General features: G+C 59.7%; 17 protein-coding genes and 1 tRNA gene. 11 read left to right on the forward strand and 7 right to left on the reverse strand.

The window, feature by feature from the left end; genetic code table 11:
- Both VGG64_00025 and VGG64_00030 read right to left on the reverse strand, forming a co-directional pair.
- Nucleotides 1-202 (reverse strand): hypothetical protein (locus tag VGG64_00025; GenBank protein HEY1597955.1); only part of this gene is annotated, 202 nt, incomplete at its 3' end.
- Nucleotides 203-488: 286 nt separating this feature from the next.
- On the reverse strand, nt 489-1,568 hold the full coding sequence (locus VGG64_00030) for a hypothetical protein (protein HEY1597956.1): 1,080 nt from the start codon (nt 1,566-1,568) through the stop codon (nt 489-491).
- A gap of 241 nt (nt 1,569-1,809) precedes the next feature.
- Here VGG64_00030 and VGG64_00035 point away from each other — a divergent pair, with 241 nt between their 5' ends.
- Complete coding sequence (locus VGG64_00035) at nt 1,810-3,303, forward strand: FGGY-family carbohydrate kinase (GenBank protein ID HEY1597957.1); 1,494 nt, start codon at nt 1,810-1,812, stop codon at nt 3,301-3,303.
- A gap of 49 nt (nt 3,304-3,352) precedes the next feature.
- On the opposite strand, the gene VGG64_00040 is transcribed toward VGG64_00035, so the two are convergent.
- A complete protein-coding gene (locus VGG64_00040; protein ID HEY1597958.1) occupies nt 3,353-4,522 on the reverse strand; it encodes a dockerin type I domain-containing protein in 1,170 nt (389 codons plus the stop codon).
- 597 nt (nt 4,523-5,119) lie between these two features.
- Here VGG64_00040 and VGG64_00045 point away from each other — a divergent pair.
- Nucleotides 5,120-6,406, forward strand: coding sequence for a protein-L-isoaspartate(D-aspartate) O-methyltransferase (locus VGG64_00045; protein ID HEY1597959.1), 1,287 nt, complete (start codon nt 5,120-5,122; stop codon nt 6,404-6,406).
- A gap of 4 nt (nt 6,407-6,410) precedes the next feature.
- Here the strand turns inward: VGG64_00045 and metF are convergent, their stop codons facing one another.
- Nucleotides 6,411-7,283 carry a methylenetetrahydrofolate reductase [NAD(P)H] gene (gene metF / locus VGG64_00050; GenBank protein HEY1597960.1) on the reverse strand — a complete coding sequence of 291 codons (873 nt, stop codon included), beginning with the start codon at nt 7,281-7,283 and terminating at the stop codon, nt 6,411-6,413.
- A gap of 122 nt (nt 7,284-7,405) precedes the next feature.
- Entirely contained in the window at nt 7,406-8,641 is a 1,236-nt protein-coding gene (locus VGG64_00055; GenBank protein ID HEY1597961.1) for a putative sugar nucleotidyl transferase, read from the reverse strand.
- A gap of 281 nt (nt 8,642-8,922) precedes the next feature.
- Between VGG64_00055 and VGG64_00060 the strand changes: the two genes are divergently transcribed.
- Nucleotides 8,923-9,321: a hypothetical protein gene (locus VGG64_00060; protein ID HEY1597962.1), complete on the forward strand. Its 399-nt coding sequence runs from the start codon at nt 8,923-8,925 to the stop codon at nt 9,319-9,321.
- A gap of 422 nt (nt 9,322-9,743) precedes the next feature.
- On the opposite strand, the gene VGG64_00065 is transcribed toward VGG64_00060, so the two are convergent.
- Nucleotides 9,744-9,974: a hypothetical protein gene (locus VGG64_00065; protein HEY1597963.1), complete on the reverse strand. Its 231-nt coding sequence runs from the start codon at nt 9,972-9,974 to the stop codon at nt 9,744-9,746.
- 336 nt (nt 9,975-10,310) lie between these two features.
- On the opposite strand from VGG64_00065, the gene VGG64_00070 reads away from it, so the two are divergent.
- The 3 genes from VGG64_00070 (at nt 10,311) to VGG64_00080 (ending at nt 15,843) form a co-directional block, all read left to right on the forward strand.
- Nucleotides 10,311-10,393: transfer RNA gene (locus VGG64_00070), tRNA-Leu, on the forward strand.
- Nucleotides 10,394-11,366: 973 nt separating this feature from the next.
- Complete coding sequence (locus tag VGG64_00075; GenBank protein ID HEY1597964.1) at nt 11,367-14,492, forward strand: pentapeptide repeat-containing protein; 3,126 nt, start codon at nt 11,367-11,369, stop codon at nt 14,490-14,492.
- 217 nt (nt 14,493-14,709) lie between these two features.
- A complete protein-coding gene (locus tag VGG64_00080) occupies nt 14,710-15,843 on the forward strand; it encodes a hypothetical protein (GenBank protein HEY1597965.1) in 1,134 nt (377 codons plus the stop codon).
- A gap of 37 nt (nt 15,844-15,880) precedes the next feature.
- On the opposite strand, the gene VGG64_00085 is transcribed toward VGG64_00080, so the two are convergent.
- Nucleotides 15,881-16,627 carry a VTT domain-containing protein gene (locus tag VGG64_00085; protein ID HEY1597966.1) on the reverse strand — a complete coding sequence of 249 codons (747 nt, stop codon included), beginning with the start codon at nt 16,625-16,627 and terminating at the stop codon, nt 15,881-15,883.
- Nucleotides 16,628-16,825: 198 nt separating this feature from the next.
- On the opposite strand from VGG64_00085, the gene VGG64_00090 reads away from it, so the two are divergent.
- The 5 genes from VGG64_00090 to VGG64_00110 all read left to right on the forward strand — a co-directional run bounded on the left by VGG64_00090 (nt 16,826) and on the right by VGG64_00110 (nt 22,984).
- A complete protein-coding gene (locus tag VGG64_00090; protein HEY1597967.1) occupies nt 16,826-17,701 on the forward strand; it encodes a hypothetical protein in 876 nt (291 codons plus the stop codon).
- Between the two features lie 171 nt (nt 17,702-17,872).
- Nucleotides 17,873-19,423, forward strand: coding sequence for a glycerophosphodiester phosphodiesterase family protein (locus VGG64_00095; protein ID HEY1597968.1), 1,551 nt, complete (start codon nt 17,873-17,875; stop codon nt 19,421-19,423).
- 87 nt (nt 19,424-19,510) lie between these two features.
- Nucleotides 19,511-20,401, forward strand: coding sequence for an NAD(P)-dependent oxidoreductase (locus VGG64_00100; protein ID HEY1597969.1), 891 nt, complete (start codon nt 19,511-19,513; stop codon nt 20,399-20,401).
- Nucleotides 20,388-21,578 carry a DegT/DnrJ/EryC1/StrS family aminotransferase gene (locus VGG64_00105; protein HEY1597970.1) on the forward strand — a complete coding sequence of 397 codons (1,191 nt, stop codon included), beginning with the start codon at nt 20,388-20,390 and terminating at the stop codon, nt 21,576-21,578. The genes VGG64_00100 and VGG64_00105 overlap by 14 nt, the downstream gene beginning before the upstream one ends.
- The gene (locus VGG64_00110; protein HEY1597971.1) at nt 21,575-22,984 is read left to right on the forward strand and encodes a galactokinase family protein; all 1,410 of its coding nucleotides are present in this window, start codon (nt 21,575-21,577) and stop codon (nt 22,982-22,984) included. Before VGG64_00105 ends, VGG64_00110 begins: the two co-directional genes overlap by 4 nt.
- Nucleotides 22,985-23,299 lie beyond the last annotated feature (315 nt).

Below are 23,299 nucleotides of genomic sequence, written 5' to 3' on the forward strand. Positions count from 1 at the left end.
TGGCATCGGCAACACCCTTGGTGCCCCCGAGGGAACCATCGTCGTAATTCCAGACCACCAGACCCATCTGACCCGAGAAACTCACTTGACTGTTCGCCGACTGAATTGCCCAGTTGATCTGAGCTTGAGCCGTAGACGTCAGAAACCCGATGGCAACGGCAAGCAACCCGAACGCGAACTTGCACGCACGTCGATTGTTCATCGTAGAGCACCTTTAGGAACCTTGACCGCTCGGAATGAGCGATGACATGAGGACGCAAATCTCTCCCACGCATTCCAAATGATACCTAGCGCATAAACCATTCGCAACGTTTTTTTCGGAAAAATTTGCAATTCCGCTATAAGCACTACGGATTTGTAAGAGTGTGCCCGATCCCCCCCAACCCACAAATGGCAGCGGCCCTCCGTGAGGAGGGCCGCTGTTAGAACTGTCTCATTGATCCGTCGACGACCGTTTGGGACGACCTGCGACCGATCTCTAAGGCCGTTTACTTGGCATCCGAGCTCTTTTTGGCCGTGAAGTCTAAGGTGCCGGTCTGACCACTCAGGTCGTAGTCGACCTGCCCTTTGATCTTCTCGCCATCTACCTTTCCCTTGAACTTGGCGATCAATGCCGATCCTTCGAAATCGACGTTGATCTTGAAGGACAACTCGTCTCCGGCCAGCTTTCCATCTTCAAGCTTCACTTCCTTGCCGTCGGGAGTGACAACGACACCCGAGATCTGATCTCCCTGCTTGTCGATTTTCACGCTGGATTTCAAGGTCTGACCATCGTCTGTGGCGACCTCGACGTCCCACTTGCCAGCGATCTTGACATCGCCACCACCCGCAGCCGCCGCGGGACGCTTGGCAATTACGTCCAATGTTCCGGTCTGACCCCCCAGGTCGTAGTCAACCGTCCCCTTGGCACCGTCGTCGGCCGATTTGAGCTTGAATTTGGCGACCAATTCGCTGCCCTGGAAGTCGATGGTGACCTTGAACGCCAACTCGCCATCCTTCACCGAGGCTTCGTCCAGCTTTTGCTCCGTACCGTCGACGCCGACGAACGTGCCTGTCAGCTTGTCTCCGTCTTTCTTGAACTTCACCGAGGCCTTCAGGGTTTGGCCATCGTCGGTCTGAATCGCCAAGTCCCAGGCCCCGTCTTCCAGCTTGCCCCCAGCTGCCGCAGCCTTACCACCGCTGACGTCCAGCGTGCCGGTCTGGCCACCCAAGTCATAATCAACGGTTCCCTTGAGATTCGATCCCTCTTGTTTGAGGGCAAATTTGGCGACAAGCTCGGTTCCTTGGAAGTCGAGAGTCACCTTGAAATTCAGGGCGTCTCCCTTGGCCGTGATATCCTCGGCCTTAACTTCCGTACCGTCCATGCCGACGAAAGTCCCCTTCAGCTTCCCGTCCTCCTGGCTGAGCTTGAGCACGGAAGTCAGCGACTGGCCATCATCGGTCGAAACCTTCAGATTCCAATCACCTACTACCTTCGCTGCATCGTCGGCGCGGGCAACGCCACCCAGACCCGCCGCCGTAACAAAAGCCGCAATAAGCATCAATCCCCGAGACAAATAGCGTCGCATAGCACCGACCTCCACGAGAAGACAGAAAGGATCCAGAATAGTTCGGCAGTCGGCGCGCCGACCGCACAGGGCAACCGCGAACACGCAATTTACCCCGGAAACATGCGGAAAAGTTTCAAGAATCTCTACAATACCAACGTGCCGGACGCGCCACAAACGATTTTTGCGATTCCGTTCCCCTGAACCGAGCGTCTCCTTTGTCCCCCTAGAACACGCTTCGAAACATGGTCAAAACGTCCTAATGACGACACTTCACGAGCCATTGATCTTGGGAATCGACCTGGGAACCGGCGGGGCGCGGGGGATCGTCGCAACCATGATGGGCCGGGTCGTAGCCAAGGCTTCGGCCAGCTTGACCCCGGCCGAGACCGTTTGCGCCCGCGGCCACGAACAGGACCCCCACGCGTGGTGGGCAGCGGTGCTGCGCTGCTTGCAGGAGCTTGCCGAGGCGTTAAGGAACGCCGGATACCAGTTGGCACAACTCACGGGCGTTAGCGTGGACGGCACCTCTGGGACTATCGTGGCGCTCGATCGGGCTGGACGCCCCCTGCGGCCGGCCATCATGTACAACGATCCTCGCGCCACTGCCGAGGCGGATAGCCTGACGGATCGCGCGCGGTCCTGGTGCGCGCGGGCGGGATATCGATTCGAATCTTCCTTTGCACTTCCGAAGATTCAATGGATCGCCGCGCACGAGCCTTTGGTGTTCGAGCGCTCAGCACGTTTCGTTCACCAGGCGGACTACATTGCCGGGCAACTGACCGGCGACTATAGCGTGACTGACTATAGCAACGCATTAAAGACTGGCTTTGATTTGCACGAAAGCCGTTGGCCGGGCTGGATCGAGCAGTTGCCAGGAGTACCCGAACGCCTCCCCAGCGTGGTTTCTCCAGGGACGCCAATTGGATGCGTCTCGAAAGCTGCCGCGGCCGCGACAGGACTGCCGGCCGGCTTGACGGTTGTCGCCGGAGCTACCGATGGCGTTGCGGCAGCCATCGCCTCGGGATTGCGTGTGGCTGGCGACTACAACACGTCCCTGGGAACGACGTTGGTGTTCAAAGGGCTCAGCCGCGACTTCGTGCGCGATCGCGCGGGCCTCGTTTATTCACACAAGCTGCCTGGCGGGCTGTGGCTGCCCGGGGCGGCCAGCAACACGGGCGCCGCCTGGATTGCCGCCTGGTTTGCCGATACGCCGGTCAAAGATCTAGACCGTGCAGCGGCTCCGTTTCTGCCCAGCCCGGTAGCAGCGTATCCGTTGGTCGGGCGCGGCGAGCGGTTCCCGTTTAACTGCCAAGACGCCGCCTGTTTCGCCATGCCTGAACCAAATGATGAGCCGGAACGATATGCGGCATACTTGACCGGAACGGCATTGGTGGAACGATTGGCGTACGACGTACTGGATGATGTTTGCGGCACGTCCCGCGGCGAAGTCTACAGCACCGGAGGCGGTAGCGCAAGCGACCTTTGGATGCAATGCCGGGCGGATGTCACCCGGCGCGTCCTGCACCGCCCGCAAGTCGCCGAGTCCGCCTTGGGGAGTGCCATCCTGGCGGCGTCAGGAACCATTTGTCCATCGCTGGACGAAGCCGTACAGACGATGGTGCAGATCGCGCGATCGTTCGTTCCGTCGGCACGGACCGAGAACAGCAGCTTGGAGCTCTTCGATCGTTTTCGCGACGAACTGCGGCAGCGGGGCTATGTGGCACGGCCAACAAAAAAAGCCTCCCCAGGGTGAAGACCCCAGGGAGGCTTTTTAATGAACAACAATTACACCAGATGGCAGTCTAGCGAGCCGCGCGACGGCGCAACACCCACATGCCGATGCTGCCCAGGCCCATCAGCACCCAAGTGCTCGGCTCTGGAACATTCGAGCCTGTACCGCTGCCTCCGGAAATCGGCGGAACGACCGAAGACGGCAGAGCCGGGGTCGTAGCCAGCCAGTTGGCGGCGATGGCGTTGATATCCAAGCCATTGACGACACCATCACCGGTAACGTCGCCGGGTCCAAGCTTATTGGCGTTGGTCTGCAACCAATGCGAGGCAATGATGTTGACATCGAGACCGTTGACGACGCCATCGAAGTTGGCATCTCCCTTGGCCAGATTGGCGACCGCGGTGACGTTTTCATTCGTTGTGAGCATCGACCAGAACGGGTCTGAAATGAAAGGCGTCGTCACGTTGATCTGCGTGTGCATGATGTATTGGTAGGAATTGGCACCAGTGCCACGCGTAAAGAAAGCATCTACCGGACCGTTCGCAGGGTCGTTGCCAATGCTTCCAGAGTCCGGTAAAGACAGGGCACCTTGTTGATAATTCGTATTAATATTCAAGTTGAGAGTCAACGAACCGACGGTCTCCAGGTTTACAGCGTCGAAATGCCCAGATGAGTTCGTTGGGACGGCAACGCCATTCGAATCGACATTCCCGTATAGGTTTGTCAACGAAAGCCTGCCCGCATCCGGGACTTCATTAGCCGGATAGAGCCCACTGGCCACCAGTGTGGCACCGACATTTGTTGGAACGGGAGTCCCGTAGGTACCTGGAATGACCGTACCAGTAACGGGATTCGGCAGCCACAAACCACTGTTCTGCGCAACGATCTTGGCATTAGCCTGGGTGATGGCGTTCTTGTTCCCTTCGACGCCAAAATTCACGCCCGCCAGGAAGTTGTTGCCGTAGGTAGGGTCATTCACAGTCGTGAAACTCCCCGTGAGGCCAGTAATAAGCCCACTCGTAAAGCCGTTGGCAAGGTGCGTCCCCGGGTCGGTTTGCGGAACAGCGTTGTAGATTTCGTAGAACTGGTTGTTTGTAAACGTGCCCACCTGTGCGGCAAACGTCAATGTCGTACTCGGCTGGAGAACCCAGTTCACGTCGGCACGTGCCACATTACCCACGAAGAGAGCTGCCGCCAGAGACGCAGCGAATCCACGCCAAACATTTCTAGTTGCGATCATCATCTATGATGCCTTTCCCAAGGCCCCCTACGGCCAATTACGCCCTAATCGCCAGCACCACGCCGGCAATCTCGTCCAAGTATTGTTAGTACCATCCGATGACAACAATGGCAAGGGTTCTTGCGTTTTTTCCGGATTTTCTACTTTCCTACTTTCCGACACTCCGCCCCCCTTACTTCTTGGGTCGATCAATGCCATTCAAACCCATTGCTGACAGCACGTCGGCAAACGCGGAACTTTCCGCATCCGCCCCCCCAAAAGATGCATCTTGTGCCCCGAAGATTCAGTTCGCGATGCGTCGAATCGTCATCGCAACCCCCATCGATAGCGGAGGAATTCTCATTGGCCGTTTGTGCAGATGGCGACGGTATGACCGTTGGGACCGAATTAACCGCTGCGTGAAATTCCGAACCGGCACCTGGCGAATTGTAGCCCTGGAGTTGCCTTAATCGAGATCCGATTGCCCTGCGTCGACTAAGCTAGAACTATCTACGACCCCTGGTTGCCGATCCGGCGTTCTGCCAGCCAAGCGGTTTGAATCATTCTGTTCACCAACTTCTTCGCCGCCAGTCATTGCTGCGAAAGCAAAAGCAAACAATGCCGACACGAGTACAGCAGCTTCACTATCTCGTTCTGATCCTCGGCGCGTGGCCGTGCGCCGCATTATCGAGTGCCGATGACGAATCGGTCGCGCTGCATCGGATGGTGGACCAAGAGGTGGCCGAGGTTGGAATTAAAAATGAACGTGTCATCGCGGCGATGCGTTCGACGCGCCGCGCGCAATTCGTGCCGTCAGACGAACGCGCCAAGGCGTACTTCGACATGGCGTTGCCGATTGGTCATGGCCAATCGATCTCACCTCCGTTCGTCGTCGCCTACATGACCGAGCAGCTCGATCCTGATCCCGCGGACCGCGTTCTCGAGATTGGCACCGGCAGCGGCTACCAGGCGGCTGTGCTCAGCCCCCTGGTCAAGGACGTCTACACGATCGAAATCGAAGAATCCTTGGGGAAAAGGGCCGCCTCGACGTTGGCACGCCTCGGCTACAAAAATATCCACACCCGCGTTGGCGACGGCTATCAAGGATGGCCCGAAGCCGCGCCGTTCGACAAAATCATCGTCACCTGCTCACCGGAAAAGGTGCCGCAACCGCTGGTCGATCAATTGCGCGAAGGGGGCCGGTTGATCGTGCCGATCGGGGAGCGATTTCAACAGACGCTGTATCTATTCAAGAAAGAAAATGGCAAGCTCGTTTCGCACGCGCTCGAACACACGATGTTCGTACCTATGACCGGCGCTGCCGAACGTCAGCGCGTGGTACAACCTGATGGCTCACATCCGGCTTTGCACGGCGGCAGCTTCGAACAGCTATCGGCCGACACCGACACTCCTGCAGGATGGTATTACCTGCGCCACGCCAAGGTGCAAACCGATCCAACGGCGCCCGATGGCAAGCATGTCATCACCTTTACAAACGACGTGCCAGGCCGCAGCGCGCGTGCTCTGCAGGCCATCGCGATCGACGGTCGCGCTGTGGCGCGATTGAACGCATCGCTATGGATTCGCGCACACGAAGTGAAAGCCGGCACGACACCCGATCAAACGCCAGGCTTTCTGATTTCCTTCTTTGGCGAGGACCGCAAGCCGCTCGGCAATCCGCAATCATTGGAGGCCGCTGTGGGTTCGTTCGATTGGCAGCAATTGGAGGCGAACATCCCCGTGCCGGTCGATGCCCGCATGGCCATCGTGTGGATTGGCCTCATGGGAGCGACAGGAGAAGCGTCGTTCGACGACGTGACACTGGCGATTGGCTCCAGCAACCCTTCGGTCCTGCCCGCGCGCCGCATATCAAAGCCATCGGCGCCGCAGCCGTCAGATCGATAATCGCCTAGGCCGGCCGTGTCACTGCCCGCAACACACGGCACGTGGCCGTCGACTTATTGAGCACGTAAAAGTGCAATCCGGGCACGCCGTGATCCAGCAGTGCCTGCACCTGGGCGGTGGCGAATTCGACCCCCACCTCGAACTGCTCCTCGGGATCGTCCTCATGCGCTTCGAGCCGGGCGACAAACTCCGCCGGCAATCGCGCGCCGCACATGCTTGTAATACGGCGGATCTGAGCCAGATTCGTCACCGGGAGCACACCGGGAACGATGGGCACTTTCACTCCGACGTTCTCGCACCGCTCCGCAAAGCGAAAGAAATCGTCGTTGTCATAGAATAGTTGCGTAATGACGGCATCCGCGCCAGCATCAACCTTTCGCTTGAGGTTTTCCAGGTCGGCCTCGGGACTGGGCGCCTCTTGATGAGTTTCGGGATACCCGGCCACGGCAATTCCCAAATCCGGAAACTCCTTGTGAATCAGTGCCACCAATTCGTTAGCGTAACGCAGACCACCAGCGACGGGCTGAAACTGGGTCTCGCCTTTGGGTGGATCGCCACGCAATGCCACAATATTGGCGACGCCGCGGGCCGCTGCATCGCGCAAATAGGCGCGAAGCGTGTCGACGGTCGAACCGACACACGTCAGATGGGATGCCACGGGGCAGCCGAACTCGCGATGAACGCGCTCGACGACTTCCAGCGTCTTGGCCTGTGTTGACCCCAACGCACCGTAGGTACATGTGACATAGCTGGGCTCATAGGCCGCCAGGTCAACCAGATGCCGGAACAGCTCGTGCTCTCCGGCGGGGGTCTTCGGTGGAAACAGCTCGAACGACAGGCCGAATTTGCCTGTCCCGTACGCATCACCAACTCGCATGCGAGGAGATCCCTGACTGACACCATGAATTCCGGCGGCATTGTGGGCGTGCCCCGCCTCGGCACTGCGGCCGAGCTCGTCGCGGAGGCCCAACCGTGGCCTTCCATTCTAGTCGCCGGCTGTCAGAGGGACAGCGGTTCGCCGGCTAATTGCCGCTCGTGCCGCGTCAACTCGTACATATCGTGCAACAACTGAATATCGCACGGCCGCTGGCTGACGTTGCGGCGGGCAAACATTCGCGCCTGCGTGGCCACCATCACGTCGACCGGAGCCTCGGTGACCTGCCCAAACAGTCGAGCATAATTGACAAAGCTGGGCACATTAGTGGTCACAAACCCGTACAGCATGCTGCACGCGCCGACGGTCTTGCCTGTGAAAATGCCCGTGTTTATGGCGGTTTTTGCGTAATCGCCGACGATGGTGCCAATGAATTGCATGCCCGTCGGCACGCGCTGGCCCCAATATTCCATGTTCACCTGGCCATAGGTGTTCTTCAGATCGCTATTGCAGGTTCCGGCCCCCAGGTTGACCCAGCTCCCTAGATAGCTGTGCCCCAGAAAACCGTGATGCTGCTTGTTGGTATAGGGCTCGATGACCGATCCTTCGACCTCGCCGCCGATCTTGGTCGTGTGCCCCAGGCTGACGCCATCTTTGATGGCCGCATGCTCGATAACCCGTGCCCCCTGCCCCAAGTGGGCTGGCCCGCTGATATAGCAGTACGGTCCGACCGACGCCCCCTGGTCGAGCACGATAGGGCCCTTGCGGGTATCGGTCACGACGAATTGTCCTAGTGACGCCCCCTCGGCCGCGAAGACGCCGTCGGCAATTTCGCGATAGGCGCCCTGCTTCAGCCGATAATCCAGGTTCCCAGGCAACGACGTCAGATGATGCCGCACAATGTCGTGTGGGTAGGCAAATAGCGGCAGATCCAACTCGATAATCGGCAGCTCGCAACGGTCGACGCGCCATTGCAAGTCGTGCATCGGCGTGTCGACCGGAGGCATCTCAGTCCCCAGCGGTAACAACGCCACGGCGAGATTCGTGCCATTGTTAACCCGACAGGGTTTCCCCGTACGCCGTAGCTCTTCGAGCTGCGCAATAACTTCGACCGACGGAACCAAGCGGGCGTTCACCAACAGAATCGGCTCGTCGCCGCGCGCGCCGGTCGTCGGTGCCGGATAGTCGGCGTCATGCACAGCCCGCAAATGGGGTCGCACCCGGACTTGGACGTGCGGATCGATTTGCGTCACCAGATCCAGCAGCCGAAAGCTGCCACACGACAAGAGGAACGCCGGCTTCCCTACCGAGACAGGATAGAGTTGCGTCACCTGCTCGTCTTCAAACAATAGGATGGGCATGGATCATGCTGCTGGTCGGCGACTACTCTCCTCTCGTCCCTGGCGGGAGAGGAGTCGGGAGGATGAAACAAATTCAGGTCTATAAGTCTACCGCAGGTTTTGACCAGCGCTGAAGATCCTTTCCAGGGCCCTGCTGCCGGCGGTCGAGCAACTTGAGCATGGCATTCAGGTTCTTTTTTTGCCCCCACCGTGGTCGATTGGCAGGAGCCATTCTGTGGCAGTAAAATCCCTTCAATCAGCGCGGCCCGAGGCCAGCAGCTGCCTAAAGGAATATGGCAACCATGCGTAGCGAACCCCCCTATCGCGTCTATCCCTGGTGGCCGGAAGACGGCAACGCCTGGATCCATCCCGACGATGTCCGCCTAGCGCGCCGGCTGATTCCCAGCAACCGCGTCTTTCGTCGTGTGGGGCGCGAAGGTCCCTATCTCGTATTGAGCTATGGAAAGCTGCGTTTGCGGGTGAAACCGACCCTGCGGCAGGCGATCGACGGCGATGGTTTCGACCTAGGGGACACGGTCGAGGTCTGCTCGCTCGTGGGCAAAAATCGTCCGCTAGTGGCAACCATTCGCGACATGCACTGGAACGCCCGCTCCCGCGCCATTCAATACCGGCTGTGCCGCCGCAACATGACGCTGGCACGGCGCTATATGGCCGAAGATCTGCGACCTGTGGCAAGGTGAAACGACGCCACGGCTGCCAAGTTCTACCTCGCCGGCCGGCGACTCGTGCGTCCGGCATTTGCGCCTTTGGTCCCGCAAGTCCTCAACCGAACGTGCATAGCGATTTGCCAGCACGCAGACAAAAAAAGGCCGCGACAGGTGGGGCAGGAACCTGTCGCGGCCGAATGCGGGGCATTGCTGCCCTACGTTGGTTATTTTAAGCGCAAGTAAAAGTTGGTCAAGCGATTCGCGCTGCGAGTCATTAAGGTCGACAATGCCATCCGGGGCATTCAGTCCGTCTCGAAACGGTTGTGTACGCGGCGAAAAGACGAATCACTGCAACACCTGACACTCCCTTTCGCTGGCCTAGCGCAATAAGAAAGCCGCCTGGCGGGTCATCCCCACCGGCGGCCAATATTAGGATCAGAAGGCGTGAGCAATTCTTAACGTTGCTCTTGCGGCTGGCGTCCGACCGTCATGCGGGCTTCGCCACAATTCCAATATTCTTCCAGGCGCTCCAACAGCGCGTCGGCGCCAATTTTCGATACCCCATGAGCGACGAGTAGTTGCTTTACCTTGTCGTGGCGACCGACCAGCGTGTCGAGCGCGCTAAACTCGTCGAGCGACATCGGGGCGGAGAAAATCTCCTGGATGGTTGGCTCTTGGATCGACATATCCCCATTCCTGTTGACGTTGAGAGAACACTTGAAAGTCTAGCTCACGGCTGCACGTCGCACCTGGTATGCCATACGCCGACGGAAACGTCGTCCCAATACTCATAAAAGCAATACTCGCACTCGGCCAACGACCGTGATGGCCGCAGGCAGCCAACTATTGACAGGAGTTGGCCGCTCGCACGGGAAATGAATTCGATCCCAGTGCAGTTCTGGGATGTAACGGGCCGCCGACATTCTCCGACTGGGCAGCAGCGAAAGTCGCTAGGGAGGGCCCGACTTGCCCCGGATTGACCTCCCGCCCGCCGCTCGTCAAAATTGGGGCCTCGCTCTCGTGCCGGAGTGGCGGAATGGCAGACGCGCTGGACTCAAAATCCAGTGGCCGCAAGGTCGTGTGGGTTCAAGTCCCACCTCCGGTATTCAAAGCCCGATATATATTCGAGGAACTATCGGCTCCGTCGGCCGCCGTGGCATCTTGATCGTTGGCACCTTGGCCATCAGGGCCGTCTTGACCGCCCAGCTCAGTGCGGCCTTTCGAGGGGCGGGGTTGCTCTCGTTCATCGCCTGGGTGCGTTCAGGGTGTCGCACCTCGGTCGGATAGTGGCTAATCCTGCCGACGTGAGTTAGCGCGGCAGAATGTCACCGTCCCGACATGTCGCTATCCAGGCCTCCGGAGAACGTCCGCGGCGTGTTACCACGTGGGCACGGCAACCGGGGTTGCAACCATGTGATCGATCATCAGGTCGTCCTTTGGCCCTGGCCTCGCGACCCGGAGGTCGAGAATCGTCCCCGAGGAAGACCCTGAGAATTTGCGCCGTGGGGCGATTTCCATTGACTGCGGTCCAGGCGAGTTCTACGATCCTAGCTGGTGGAGAGGAGAGGCCCTTCCGCCGGAACACACAACTGGGCAGCTAATGGTGTGGATATCTCGGCAACGTAGCGCGTAGACGCTTGCGCTCGTTTCTCGTTTTTTCATCCGTACGTTTTCTTCTGCCGTCGCGCGCGGGCATCTTCCTGCGCGCCACGGTAGGTCACTCAAGAGATCGAGACCCATGTTCGTTTTGCTTTTCTTCGTTTTCCTGTGTGTTGTTATCCGATTCGTTTTCGCGCTCTCGCGCGCACCGGTTGTGACCGCCGCTTCTTCGGCGCCCGATCGGCTTCTTGGGACAGGTCGAGGCACTTGCGAGGATTCATATCATGTTTCGTCAATTCCGCACTTTTTGTGCGACATTCCGTCCGGCCGCGCTTGCGGCCACAAAGCCATGCCAGTCATTCATTGTTTCACAGCGCGCCGTTGCGCCAGTCGGAGTTCTGTCCGTTTGCCGGCGTCAGCGACCACGTTGCAACATCGTCGCCGCAGCCTGCACGACGCTCGCGATGGCGTGGATGTGCGTGGCAGTCGCGCCCTTGCGCGCGCAGATCAATAGTCTGCAAACAGGCCAGCCGATTCCTGGCACGGCAGGGATCACGCTCGGCCCCGGGATCGATCTATCGGGCTGGAACGCGGCCGGTCACAGCCTGCGGTACGGCGATTTTAGCGGCGGCGGTGCGGGCGGGCTCAACTTGGCCGGCGCCACGTTCGACGCCAGTTGGCTTGACAACGCCTCGTTCAATAGCGTAATGGCGACGAGCGCCAGCTTCGTCGGCGCCTCGCTCACGAATACAGATTTCGGTTTTAGCACCCTCACCAATGCCAACTTCAATCAGGCCAATCTCACCGGCGCGTACGTGGGCTATTCGACGCTCACCGGGGCGAGCTTTAGCGGAGCCAACGTGACGGGCACGGATTTTCGCTATTCGAACCTGACCAGTGGGCAGTTCTACGCCACGGTCAACTATCAGAATCAGGATCTCACGGGCATCAACTTCTCGGGCGACGACCTGACCGGCTGGAACCTGGCCGGACAGAATTTGAAGAATGGCGGTTTCTCGAATACGTCGCTGGTGAATGCTGACTTGGCGGGCGCCAACTTCACAGGCGCAACCATCGATGGAGCGAATTTCCACGGCGCGACGGGTTTTACCACCGCACAGTTGTATTCCACCGGCAGCTATCAAGCGCACAATCTGGGAGCGATCAGCCTCATCGGCTACGACCTTACCGGCGTGAATCTCGCTGGCCAGAATATGCCCGGTTTGAACTTCGGCAGTGCTGTACTGACCAATGCCAATCTCAGCCAGGCCAATCTGACCGGTGGCACGCTCTACTACGCCAACTTCGCAAGCGCCAATTTGAACCAGGCGAACCTGACCAACGCCAACCTGTATAGCGCGATACTCACGAACGCCAATTTCACTCAGGCGAATTTGACCAATGCCAACCTATCGAGCACTACACTTTCGGGCGCCGACTTCGGCCAGGCGGACTTGACCAATGTCAACCTTTCCGGCGCCACGCTCTCGGGCGCCGACTTCGGAAAGGCCAACTTAACGAGCGCTAATCTGTCAGGACAGGCACTTGCGGGCATCAACTTTGCCGGTGCCACCATTGCCGGCGCAAACTTTACGGGCGCCACGGGCCTTTCCAATCAACAGATCTACGGCACCACGGATTATCAGGCGGGAAAGCTTCCGGGCCTCAACTTCTCCGGCCAGGATTTAACAGGCGGAAACTATAGTAGGCAGAATCTCGAAGGAACAAGCTTCGCCGGAACCAAGCTCACCGCCGGCAATCTGAGTGGTTCCAACGCCACAAACACCAATTTCACCGGCGCCGACCTCTCGCAAGCAAATCTTTCGTCGGCAGCATTCACGAACGCTCAACTGCCAAATTCCAACCTGCGCGGCGCTAATGCAGCGAACGCCGTCTTCAACAACGCCAACCTGAATGGCGCCGACTTAAGCCAGGCGTACTTGGGTAACCAGCCGCCCGGCAGTATGTTCCCTGGCAACTCAACTAGCTTTGTTGGCGCGACGCTCGTTAGCGCCAAGCTTGTTGGCGCCTCCGCCCCAGGAGCAAACTTCACGAACGCCAACCTCACGACTGCCGATATGTCGCAAGCTGATTTCACCGGCGCGATTTTCACCGGCGCGACGCTCACCGGTTCCAACTTTGCCGGCGCGATCGTGGCGAGCGGAAACTTTTCAGCCACCCCGACCTTTACTTCGGCTCAGCTTTATTCCACGGCCAGCTACCAGAATCAGAATCTGGGCGCGATCAATCTCAGCGGCAACGACGTCACGGGCTGGAATTTTGCCGGGCAAAATATTCCTGGTGCGAATTTCAGCAATACCCCGAGTCTGACTGCCCAGCAGATTTACAGCACAGGCAGCTACCAGTCATTGACTCTGGGGGCGATCAATCTCAGCAATAACGACATCACGGGCTGGAACCTTGCCAATCAGAACTTGACGCAAGCCAATTTCAGCGCGGCGACGCTGGCGGGCGTCAATTTCGCCGGCACAACGGTTGCCGGCGCGAATTTCAATAATACAGGCCTCACAGCCCAACAGCTTTATTCAACGGCCAGCTATCAGGCGAAGTCGTTGTCGACGGCCGTTTTTCCATACGTTGGCATTCAGCTTGCCGGCGATGTTGTCAGCGGTTGGAACTTTGCCGGGCAAAACCTGTCTGGCGCTAGCTTCGCAGGCGATAACTTAACCAACACGGACTTTACCGGTGCCAATGTTAACGGTGTCAACTTTGCCAACACCAATCTCACTGCCCAGCAGCTGTACTCAACGGCCAACTACCAGGCGAAAACGCCCTTCGGGAGGCTTAGCGTCCTTTTGGGGCAAGGTCCGAATTTTAGCGGTGACAATTTGACGGGTTGGAATCTTGCCGGCCAGAATCTGCCGTTCGCCAACTTCCTTGGAGCAGATCTCACGAACACTAATTTTTCCGGAGCAGACCTGCGCCGGGCGTTCAACTATTCGGCATCGTTCTCCGGTGTAAATCTCTCGGATGCAGATCTGCGCGGTACGTCGATCACTACCTCCACATTGTCCGGGGCATTCACAACCAATGCCATTTTGCCCGTTCCGGGGTTCCTAAACATGGGCCAAATTGGGCCGCTGGCACTTGCTGCATCGGAGACACTGGTGGTGCGAGAGCCGCCGAGCACACAAACTTTCCCAAACAATACGGTTACAATCAATCAAGGCCTGTCGCTTACATCGACGAGTACGTTGCAAATGCTCATTGGCACCAGCCTCCTTGGCTACTTTGGCATTCCCACTTTCCCTTTCTCCTCTACGATCTATCTCAATCTCGCGCCGGGCAATGTGCATTTGGGCGGCACGCTGGATCTGGCTTTCGACCCAGCCACGGGCCCACCCTCACTGAGCAGTTTCACGTTGCAACTTTTTAATTGGAATGCCGAGCTGCCGGCTGGCCAGCATTTCGACCAGATCATCGCCCCCGCAGGATACATCGCGGATACGAGCCAGCTCTACACGACGGGCTACGTCACGTTCACGGCCGTACCTGAGCCCACGAGTGCCGTACTGGCCGCGCTCGGCGGCTTTGGCTTGCTCGCGCTTCGACGGCGGACCCGTATTCGATCGAAGCGCGGTTGAAAAGAAGTGTCGAGATTTGCGGGCGACGAAACCAGCATCCCTGCAAATCCCACTCGTCGACGGCTGTTGCTGCCGCCTCCGGTTTAGGGTACCGTTTTCCTCAATCTCGACGATCCCGCGAACCGTACCATTTCAGGCGCAGTCTGAAGGTATGGCCGCGACGAACTACGATCGCATGTCGCCGGTCGGCGTTGGCAATTTCACTCGAGGACAAACGGTGCGTTGTTTCCATTCGCCCTTGGCCCGTTGGTTGATTCCCTTCGCTTGTATCTTCATCGTCGTTGTGCCAGCTGCGCCGGCCGCGCAACTGGTACTAGTGGCGGGCGGCCGTGAGGAACAGGTGCCGGCCTTGGCGACCAAAGCCAAGTTGAACGGCCCCTTCGGCGTCGAATTCAACGCGTCAGGCACGTTGTTCTTCGTCGAGATGCCCGGCAATCGCGTGTGCGCCGTTGATGCACACGGCGTGTTGAAGACTGTCGCCGGCACGGGGGAGAAGGGGAATTCCGGCGACGGCGGACCGGCGCTATCGGCCACGTTCGATGGCATGCACAACCTGGCCATCGGTGCCAGAGGAGACATCTATATTGCCGACACCTGGAACCATCGCGTCCGCAAGCTCGACCCGGCCGGCAAAACGATCACCGCGTTTGCCGGTACCGGCCGCAAGGGCTTTAGCGGCGATGGCGGCCCCGCCGACAAGGCCGAGTTCGGCGCAGTCTACTGCGTGGCCTTACAGCCAGACGGCCGGAGACTGCTGATCGCCGATCTCGATAACCGGCGGATTCGCGCCATCACGCTCGCACCGGGCACTGGCAATCCGATAGACGATACGGGGAACCCCGTGGCCGGTACTGTCGAGACCGTGGCGGGCAATGGCGAGCGCGGAGTGCCCACCGACGGCGCCCTGGCACGCGAAGCGCCACTGGCTGATCCGCGGGCCGTGGCCGCCGACGCGCGCGGCAACATCTATATCCTGGAGCGTGGCGGCAATGCCTTGCGCGTGGTCGATACGGCCGGACATATTCGCACCGTGGCCGGAAAAGGAACCAAGGACTGTCGCGACGAAGAGGGACGCGAGCCGTCGCCGCTGAATGGTCCCAAGCATCTCTGCATCGACCTCGACGGCAACGTCGTCATCGCCGACACAGAGAACCACATGATCCGAAAATATCTGCCGGCAGAACACAAGCTCGTTCGCATCGCCGGGACGGGCCAGGCCGGCGCCGCAGGCTTGGATGGCCCACCGCTCGCGGCCCAATTAAACCAACCGCACGGTGTCTTCGTGCATCCCACCGGCACGCTGTATATCGCCGACAGCTCGAACAACCGGATCGTCAAAATTACGCCATAGCTGAAAAACCGCGACCGTCGCGGTTAGCGGCGCGTTCTCATGCTGTAGCGGATGCCTGGCTTTCACTATCGGCAATCGCCCGCCGCGCCAGACGCACGATGTACACCAGCATGGCGATGCACAGCACCAGGCCGCCGATAGTAAGCATGCTGTGCAGGGTCGAATGCTCGCTCGCACTTCCGGACATCTTGGCCACGTGTTTGGCCACGTAACCAAAATAAACTTCCACAAACAGGCTCGGCACCAGCCCGAAGCAAGCGGCAAGGAATGTCGGAAAGCGGGCCGCCGTAGCCCCCAATACGTAGCTGACCGTGACGGGATTGATCGGCGTCAGCCGCAGCAGAAATTGAAAGCGAAAGCCTTCGCGATTCACCGCCCGCTCGATGGCTGCCAACTGTGGTTTGCGTGCCAACAGCGCGCGCACGGCCCGCTCGAAGAACAACCGGCCAAGCAGGAAGTTCACCGTGGCGGTCAGCAAGCAGGCAACCGTCATCAGTGCCGTCCCCCACAATAGGCCGAACAGGGCCCCGGCCATTACTGCAAAGGCCGTATCAGGCACAAAGATCGAAGTGCCGACAACGACGGCGGCCATGAATATCACATAGCCCCATGACCCTTGCGATGCCACCCAATCTTCGAGCGCCGGGATGTGATGGCCGAAAGAACGGCCCACCCACAGCGCAACGGCAACCAATAGCCCCCCCGCGGCGACTTTAACCCACGTTCGTCCGCGGCCGTTGTCCGGCGTCGCAACGACCGGCTGCTGTTTCGTCGGTTCGCTCATCCGTGCTACTTCTCCGATTGATTCTCGGACGTGCCCCTTGTTACGCTGACGTCGCTCCGGCCGCAAGGGCGCGCCGCTGGGTAATGCGGGCCACGCCAGAAAACGCTTCGTGCGCCGAACGCACCCAGACCGACGGCGGTCGTTCGATCCGCATTCGGACGGAAAAACCGTTCGTGTCTCTCTGCAAGGAAAAGTGTGATGCGTATTCCTGCCTATTGGGCAAAGGGGACTGCCAACGAAACCGCGCCTGACGGCGCGGCGCGCTCGTTTTCTTGTTGGCGCAGTTCGGATGCCAGTCAAAGCGAAGCCCAAGAGTCTGCGCTGGCGGCAGCCGCGCGCATTTTGCGTGCGCGTCTCAGTGGTCAGCGGCTCGACCGGTACGGTTATGGCAACGTCCCGTTGCGTGAGGAGGTCATCCAGCGATTCACGAGCTCCGACGGAGAGATCACGGCCGCTGTCACGCGCAATGCCTACGGGGCGCTCGTGCTGAATACGGCGCGCGTCATGTTTGTCGACATCGATTTTCAGGAAGTCGGGGCAGGCGCCACGCTGAGTCAAATGTTTGGCGCCCTGTTGGGCCGCAAGCCGCCTTCCCCCGTTGCCCCCATTGAACAGCAGGAGCAAACTGCCCGCCTGCGCGTCGAGAACTTTGTCCGCGACAACCCGGCTTGGAATGTCCGCGTTTACCGCACGCATTCCGGGCTGCGGCTGCTGGCGACGCACGATCTGTTCGATCCGACGGGGGACGAAACGCAGGCCTGTTTCGTGGCACTCGGCGCCGATCCGCTTTATACGCGGTTGTGCCAGGCGCAGGCCTCGTTTCGCGCGCGGCTCACTCCCAAGCCCTGGCGCTGCGGGATTTGGAAACCGGCCGTTTCCTGGCCGCGCGACACGGGCGCGGCGCAGGCTCGTTTCGACGCTTGGCAGGCCAAATACTCGGCCAGCCAGGCAAAATATGCCACCTGCCGCCATCTGGCGACATTGGGCAACGCCACAATGCACCCCGACGCCGAAGTGATCGTGAAAGTTCACGACCATATCGCCCGCTGCGACGCCGCGCTGCCCCTGGCATGACGAGCCGGCGGCGGCGGGTTACACTCGATGCCTTCAGCAGCACCCACGAAATACGTCCGTGTTGCCGCTACTGTGTTTGATCGGTCGAACGGGAACCCGCCCGCCAGGTCGCCCAAGCCGCTACATTTGTCGCACGCCGCCCGCAGATTCACCCGCCCGAAAGCCCATCCGATGCTCAAGATTCATTCGACGATTAAAATCCTGGCGACGCTGATCGCCACGGCATGCGGATCCGCAGCGCCCTGTTTGGCCAAGGCTCTCGAGCCGCTTTCGCCAGGGGCCCGCCCCTTGGTTGTCGCGCCCGGTGGATACACGCGACAAGCACCCGTCAATACGGCGCGGCCGCTGGCAATGGCCGGCGAAGACGATCTCGATTACGTCGAACTAGAAATACGCCGCACCAAGGACGGACAACACGTTGTTTTTAATACCGACCAGATCGACGGTAAAACATCGGGCGCTGGCGCCGTCGGTGATCACACGCTGGCCGAGTTGCAGGCGCTGGATGCCGGCAGTTGGTTCGCCAAGCGCTTTGCCGGGGCCAAGGTGCTTTCGCTCGTCGAAGCTCTTGATCTGGCCAAGAACCACACTCGGTTAGTGCTGGTCTGCCAAGACGTCGAGCCGGCGCAGCTTGTCGAAGAAGTGAACACTGCCGACATGCAGGATCGGGTAGCCGTCACCGGCACCGCAGACGTTATCGCGCGAATCGCGCACGCGGCGGCTGGCAAAATCGCAATTCTCGGTCGACCGCCAGCCAGTGAGGACATCATTCAATGGGCCGCCCAGACAAAGCCCAATGCCATCTTGCTGCCGGCCGCGCTCGCCACTGCCGAAATCTGCCGGGCATTGCACAACTCGACAATGTCCATCGTGGCCGATTGTTGCAGCGGCCAAGACAATCACGAAATGTGGGAAAAGTTGACAGCCGCGGGCGTGGATGCCGTCCGCACGAATTTGCCAGAAGAGTTCCTTGTCGATGCGATCTCGCGGCGCGTCGACAAGCGGCCCGTGCAGATCGCCGCCCATCGCGGCCAGTTGCGTTATGCGCCGGAGAACACGGTGGCGTCGCTCGAAAAAGCGGACCACATGCTGGCCGACTTCGTCGAGATCGACGTGCAAACGACCGGCGACGGGGCATTTTACCTGCTACACGACGGTACGCTCGACCGTACTACGGATGGCCACGGGCGGGTTCGCCAGAACACAGCTGAGACGCTCGGCGGGCTGGACGCGGGGAGTTGGTTCGGGCTCCCCTTCGTAGGCACGCCGGTTCCCGAATTGCAAGAATACCTGGCTCACTTCCCGCCGCAAATGGGATTGTACTTCGACGCCAAGGACATCACGCCCGAGGCTCTGGCAGCGGCGGTCGCGCGGCATGGACTGGTCGAACGCACGGTCGTTTATCAGGGCCCGGTATACCTTGAGAAATTGAAGCAGATCGATCCGCGTATCCGGCTGTTGTCTCCTGTCGGCACCGTCAGCCACGTCGACACGCTGGCCAAGCGATTGGCTCCCTATGCCGTCGATACGCCCTGGAAGCTGCTGTCTCGCGACTATATCGCGCACTGCCACGAACTCGGAATCAAAGTCTTCTCCGACGCCAAGGGGGATACCACCGTCGACGGCTACGCCCAGGCGATCGAATGGGGCATCGATTTGATTCAGACCGATCATCCCTTGCGACTGTGGCGAGCGATCGAACGATTGGCGGCCAAGCCGTAGTTCGTTGCACGGACTTTTTGTTTGCCGGCGTGTCCGCTGGAATGCGTCGACGTTCCGATACGATACTCACTCGCGTTGCGAAAGAGCATGCCCCAGACTCGACCACGACTGCTCGTTATAGGCGCCGGCGGCTTTGTCGGTTCGCAAATCACACGCACCGCTGCCGAGGCCTGCGATGTTGTGGCAGGACTGCGCCGCGCCGCGGGCGAGGCGTCGAAATCGGTGTCGATCGACATCACACAGTCCGACAGCGTGCGCGCGGCGTTCGATGCGGTCCGCCCTGATGCCGTAATTCTTACGGCGGCGATGGCCGACATAGATCGATGTGAGCAGGAACAGGTCCTTGCCGAGCAAGTAAACTATTTTGGGCCGTTGCACGTAGCGAGAGAGTGTCAACGTTTGGGCGCGCGATTATTGTTTACGTCGACCGATGCCGTGTTCGACGGCACATTGGCCGCGTACCCAGAGGATTCCCAGCCTACGCCGGTGAATTTTTATGGCCGCACCAAGGCCCGTGCCGAGGCCGTCATTCAAGAACTGCTGCCCACTGCCGTGATCGTGCGATTTTCGCTGGTGTTGGGGCTTTCCCCGACGCCGGGCAATAACTCTTACGTCAACAAGCTGGCCGATACGTTGCGCGCCGGGCGCGAAGTACGGTCGCCCAGCTATGAGTTTCGCAATCCGATCGACGTCGGCACGTTGGCCCCACTTTTGGTGAAACTGCTACGGCAAGATGCGGCGGGCATTTTCCATATCGGCTCATCGGATAAGATGTCTCGCTACGAACTCGCGCGGCGGCTGGCTGTAGAGTTAGGGGCACCACCAGAGCTTGTCCGCCCGCAGACCGAACCGATCGCCGGACGCGCACCGCGCGGCACGGACGACTTTCTGGTTTGCGAGCGACTCCCCCATTTGATCGGATTCCGCGTTCCTACCTGCGATGAGGTCATAAAGCGAGCCGTGCATGGAACTGCCTAAGGCGATTCACGAACTGGAATTCAACCACGGGTCCGCCTATGGCGAGGAAGAAGCCGCGGCTCTGCGCGACGTACTGGCCGCTAGCGCCCCCTCATGCGGCCCACGCGTCAAGCAGTTCGAAGAAGCGTTCGCCACCTACTGCGGCACGCGTTATGGCTTGGCCGTGGCCAACGCGACGATGGGGCTCGAACTGGCCATGATCGCGGCCGGTGTGGGCCCTGGCGATGAAGTGATCACGACGCCGCTGAGTTGGATTTCCACGGCCAATGCAATCGCGGCACGCGGGGCCAAAGTCGTGTTCGCCGACATCGACCCCCGCACCCTTAATCTCGACCCGGCCGCAGTCGCTGCCAAGATCACGCCCCGAACGAAGGCGATCTTACCGGTCCATTTGTACGGTCAATGTTGCGACATGGACGCGCTGGTGGCCCTGGCTAAGCCGCGTGGCATTCGGATCGTCGAAGATTGTGCCCACGCTCCCGGCGGCGAATACAAGGGGCGCAAGGCCGGAGCCTTGGGAGACATTGGCGTCTTCAGCTTTCATCAGCAGAAGAATATGGTCACGCTTGGCGAAGGTGGCCTGGTTACCACAAACGATCCCCAACTCTACGAGCGGCTCCTTTCCTATCGTTCGCTGTGCTGTTTGACTTACGATCCCAAGGGAAAGTATCTGCCGATCGACGAGCGCGAACGCCCCATGGGCAAGCGCTATTGGATGTTGGACTTCGCCGACGTGGGATACAACTTCCGCCTGACCGACGCGCAGGCCGCCGTGGGGCTGGCACAATTAGCCAAACTCGATGGCTTCAACGCGCGCCGCCGCCAGATCGCGGCTCAATATGACCAAGGACTGGCTGGCATTCCTGGGCTGGGCCTGCCGTACGTCTCTGCGGACGTGGTACATACTTTCCACATTTATTGCGTGCTACTCGGTGACGAGTTCCCGTTGTCGAAAGAAGATTTCATGTGGGAGCTGTATACGAAGAAACGGATCAAGGTCTGGTCGCATTACATGCCCATGCACTTGACGACCGCGTATCGCCAGTTGGGACATAGCGAGGGAGAATGCCCCATCGCCGAAGCACTTTTCGCGCGCTACGTCAGCCTGCCAATTCATCCGCGGCTGACGAGCGACGGCATCGACTATCTGATTAATTCGATTCGGTCGCTGGCATGAAAGACTTTCCCACCACGGTGCGCGGACTGCAGCGAGACGAGCAACTCTTCTCGCTCGATTCCTCGATTTTTATTGCCCGCAGTCCTGGGCGGCTCGACTTGATGGGGGGCAACGACGACTATACCGGCGGCATGGTTTTCGAAGCGACCATCCGCGAGGCCACCTGGGCCGCCGTACAAGGGCGCCGCGACGGCCGCATTGTTCTTGTTAATCCCCAGCTTGCCGAACAGGGTTGGCAACACACCGTCGAATTCGCGCTCGACGACCTGACGGACGAATCACGTGTCCGCGAGCTGGTGAATCGCGATCCTACGATTCGTTGGACGGCCTATGTGCTGGGGCTCTTCTATTGGCTTCGCTGGCGGGCGCCCAAGCGCGTGCGGCAGGGAGCCACCGTGTACATCGAGTCCGATGTGCCCTTGAACAAGGGGGTCAGCTCGTCGGCCGCGATCGAAGTTGCCGTGATGAAGGCCGCGGCCAGCGCATACGGCATACCGCTCGAAGGAGTCGCATTGGCCGAGGCCTGCCAGTGGGCCGAAAACGTCATCGCCGAAAGCGCCTGCGGCATCATGGATCAAATCGCGGTCGTGCTTGGCGACGAAGGATGCGTGCTGCCACTGGTATGTCAGCCCTGTGTGCCACAACCGCTGGTGCGGCTGCCAGCGGATCTGACCTGCTGGGCCATCGACTCCGGCGTGTCGCACGCCGTGACGGGCATTGAATACGAAGCGGCCCGGGCGGCTGCCTACATGGGTTATAAACTGATCTGTGACTGGGAAGAGATCGCCGTGCGTCCCGATGACGCGTCGCCGATTCCGCGATTCACCGATGACCGCTTTGCTGGATATCTCGCCAATCTTTCGCCGTCGCTCTTTCGCGAGCGATTCGAATCTAGGTTGCCCGACCGGATGAGCGGCGCCGAATATCTGCGTGTCGCTCATGAGCACGTCGATCCCTTTACGAAGGCGCGACCAGAAATTGACTACGCCGTGCGGGCCTGTACGCGTTACGCCGTCGAAGAGAATGAACGCGTGCGCATGTTTGCCGAGTTGGCCCGCGGCGCCGATGCGACGGACGCGCGCTCGGCGGCGATCCTGATGGGCGAGTTGATGTATCAATCGCACTATGGCTATACCGAGACCGGTCTCGGAAACGAGGCGACCGACCTGCTGGTCCGGCTGGCGCGCGAGCAAGGTCACGCGCGAGGCATCTTCGGCGCGAAAGTTACCGGCGGTGGCGCCGGAGGAACGGTGGCCGTTTTGGGCTTAGCGGACAGCGAGCCGGCCTTCGAATGCCTCGTGAAGCACTATGCCGAGGCGCGCGGCGCGCGACCCTACGTGTTCCGCGGCAGCTCGCCCGGCGCCGATCGCTTTGGCGTGATCGAGCTTGCCCCAAGTGCTTCGTAGTCAATCAAGAGGATTGCACGTTCACCACGGAGACACTGAGGCACGGAGAGGATGAAGAGAAATACGTTAGAACCACGAATCACACGGATTGCACGAATTCGAAGAGGTGGGCGATCTCGCATCGACTCGACCGCAATTTTCCAGTGTTCGGGGAGGTCACACCATTGCATTCCTACGCGTCGTTCCTATGTATTGCTCCTACGCCTGGTGTCGATGTCTTGTTCCTATCCGTGTCATTCGTGTGATTCGTGGTTAAACCGAATTCCTACACGGCCGTCAGTCTCTCTCCGTGCCTCCGTGTCTCCGTGGTGAGCT

The sequence above is a fragment of the Pirellulales bacterium genome (assembly GCA_036490175.1).
Lineage (GTDB): Bacteria > Planctomycetota > Planctomycetia > Pirellulales > JACPPG01 > JACPPG01.

What these genes read in the sequence shown, in the direction of transcription:
- VGG64_00030 (HEY1597956.1), bottom strand. Translation starts at nt 1,568, where the DNA reads ATGCGACGCTATTTGTCTCGGGGATTGATGCTTATTGCGGCTTTTGTT.
- VGG64_00090 (HEY1597967.1), top strand. Translation starts at nt 16,826, where the DNA reads ATGCGTATTCCTGCCTATTGGGCAAAGGGGACTGCCAACGAAACCGCG.
- VGG64_00045 (HEY1597959.1), top strand. Translation starts at nt 5,120, where the DNA reads ATGCCGACACGAGTACAGCAGCTTCACTATCTCGTTCTGATCCTCGGC.
- VGG64_00065 (HEY1597963.1), bottom strand. Translation starts at nt 9,974, where the DNA reads ATGTCGATCCAAGAGCCAACCATCCAGGAGATTTTCTCCGCCCCGATG.
- VGG64_00085 (HEY1597966.1), bottom strand. Translation starts at nt 16,627, where the DNA reads ATGAGCGAACCGACGAAACAGCAGCCGGTCGTTGCGACGCCGGACAAC.
- VGG64_00105 (HEY1597970.1), top strand. Translation starts at nt 20,388, where the DNA reads ATGGAACTGCCTAAGGCGATTCACGAACTGGAATTCAACCACGGGTCC.
- VGG64_00095 (HEY1597968.1), top strand. Translation starts at nt 17,873, where the DNA reads ATGCTCAAGATTCATTCGACGATTAAAATCCTGGCGACGCTGATCGCC.
- VGG64_00040 (HEY1597958.1), bottom strand. Translation starts at nt 4,522, where the DNA reads ATGATCGCAACTAGAAATGTTTGGCGTGGATTCGCTGCGTCTCTGGCG.
- VGG64_00060 (HEY1597962.1), top strand. Translation starts at nt 8,923, where the DNA reads ATGCGTAGCGAACCCCCCTATCGCGTCTATCCCTGGTGGCCGGAAGAC.
- metF (HEY1597960.1), bottom strand. Translation starts at nt 7,283, where the DNA reads ATGCGAGTTGGTGATGCGTACGGGACAGGCAAATTCGGCCTGTCGTTC.
- VGG64_00055 (HEY1597961.1), bottom strand. Translation starts at nt 8,641, where the DNA reads ATGCCCATCCTATTGTTTGAAGACGAGCAGGTGACGCAACTCTATCCT.
- VGG64_00110 (HEY1597971.1), top strand. Translation starts at nt 21,575, where the DNA reads ATGAAAGACTTTCCCACCACGGTGCGCGGACTGCAGCGAGACGAGCAA.
- VGG64_00035 (HEY1597957.1), top strand. Translation starts at nt 1,810, where the DNA reads ATGACGACACTTCACGAGCCATTGATCTTGGGAATCGACCTGGGAACC.
- VGG64_00100 (HEY1597969.1), top strand. Translation starts at nt 19,511, where the DNA reads ATGCCCCAGACTCGACCACGACTGCTCGTTATAGGCGCCGGCGGCTTT.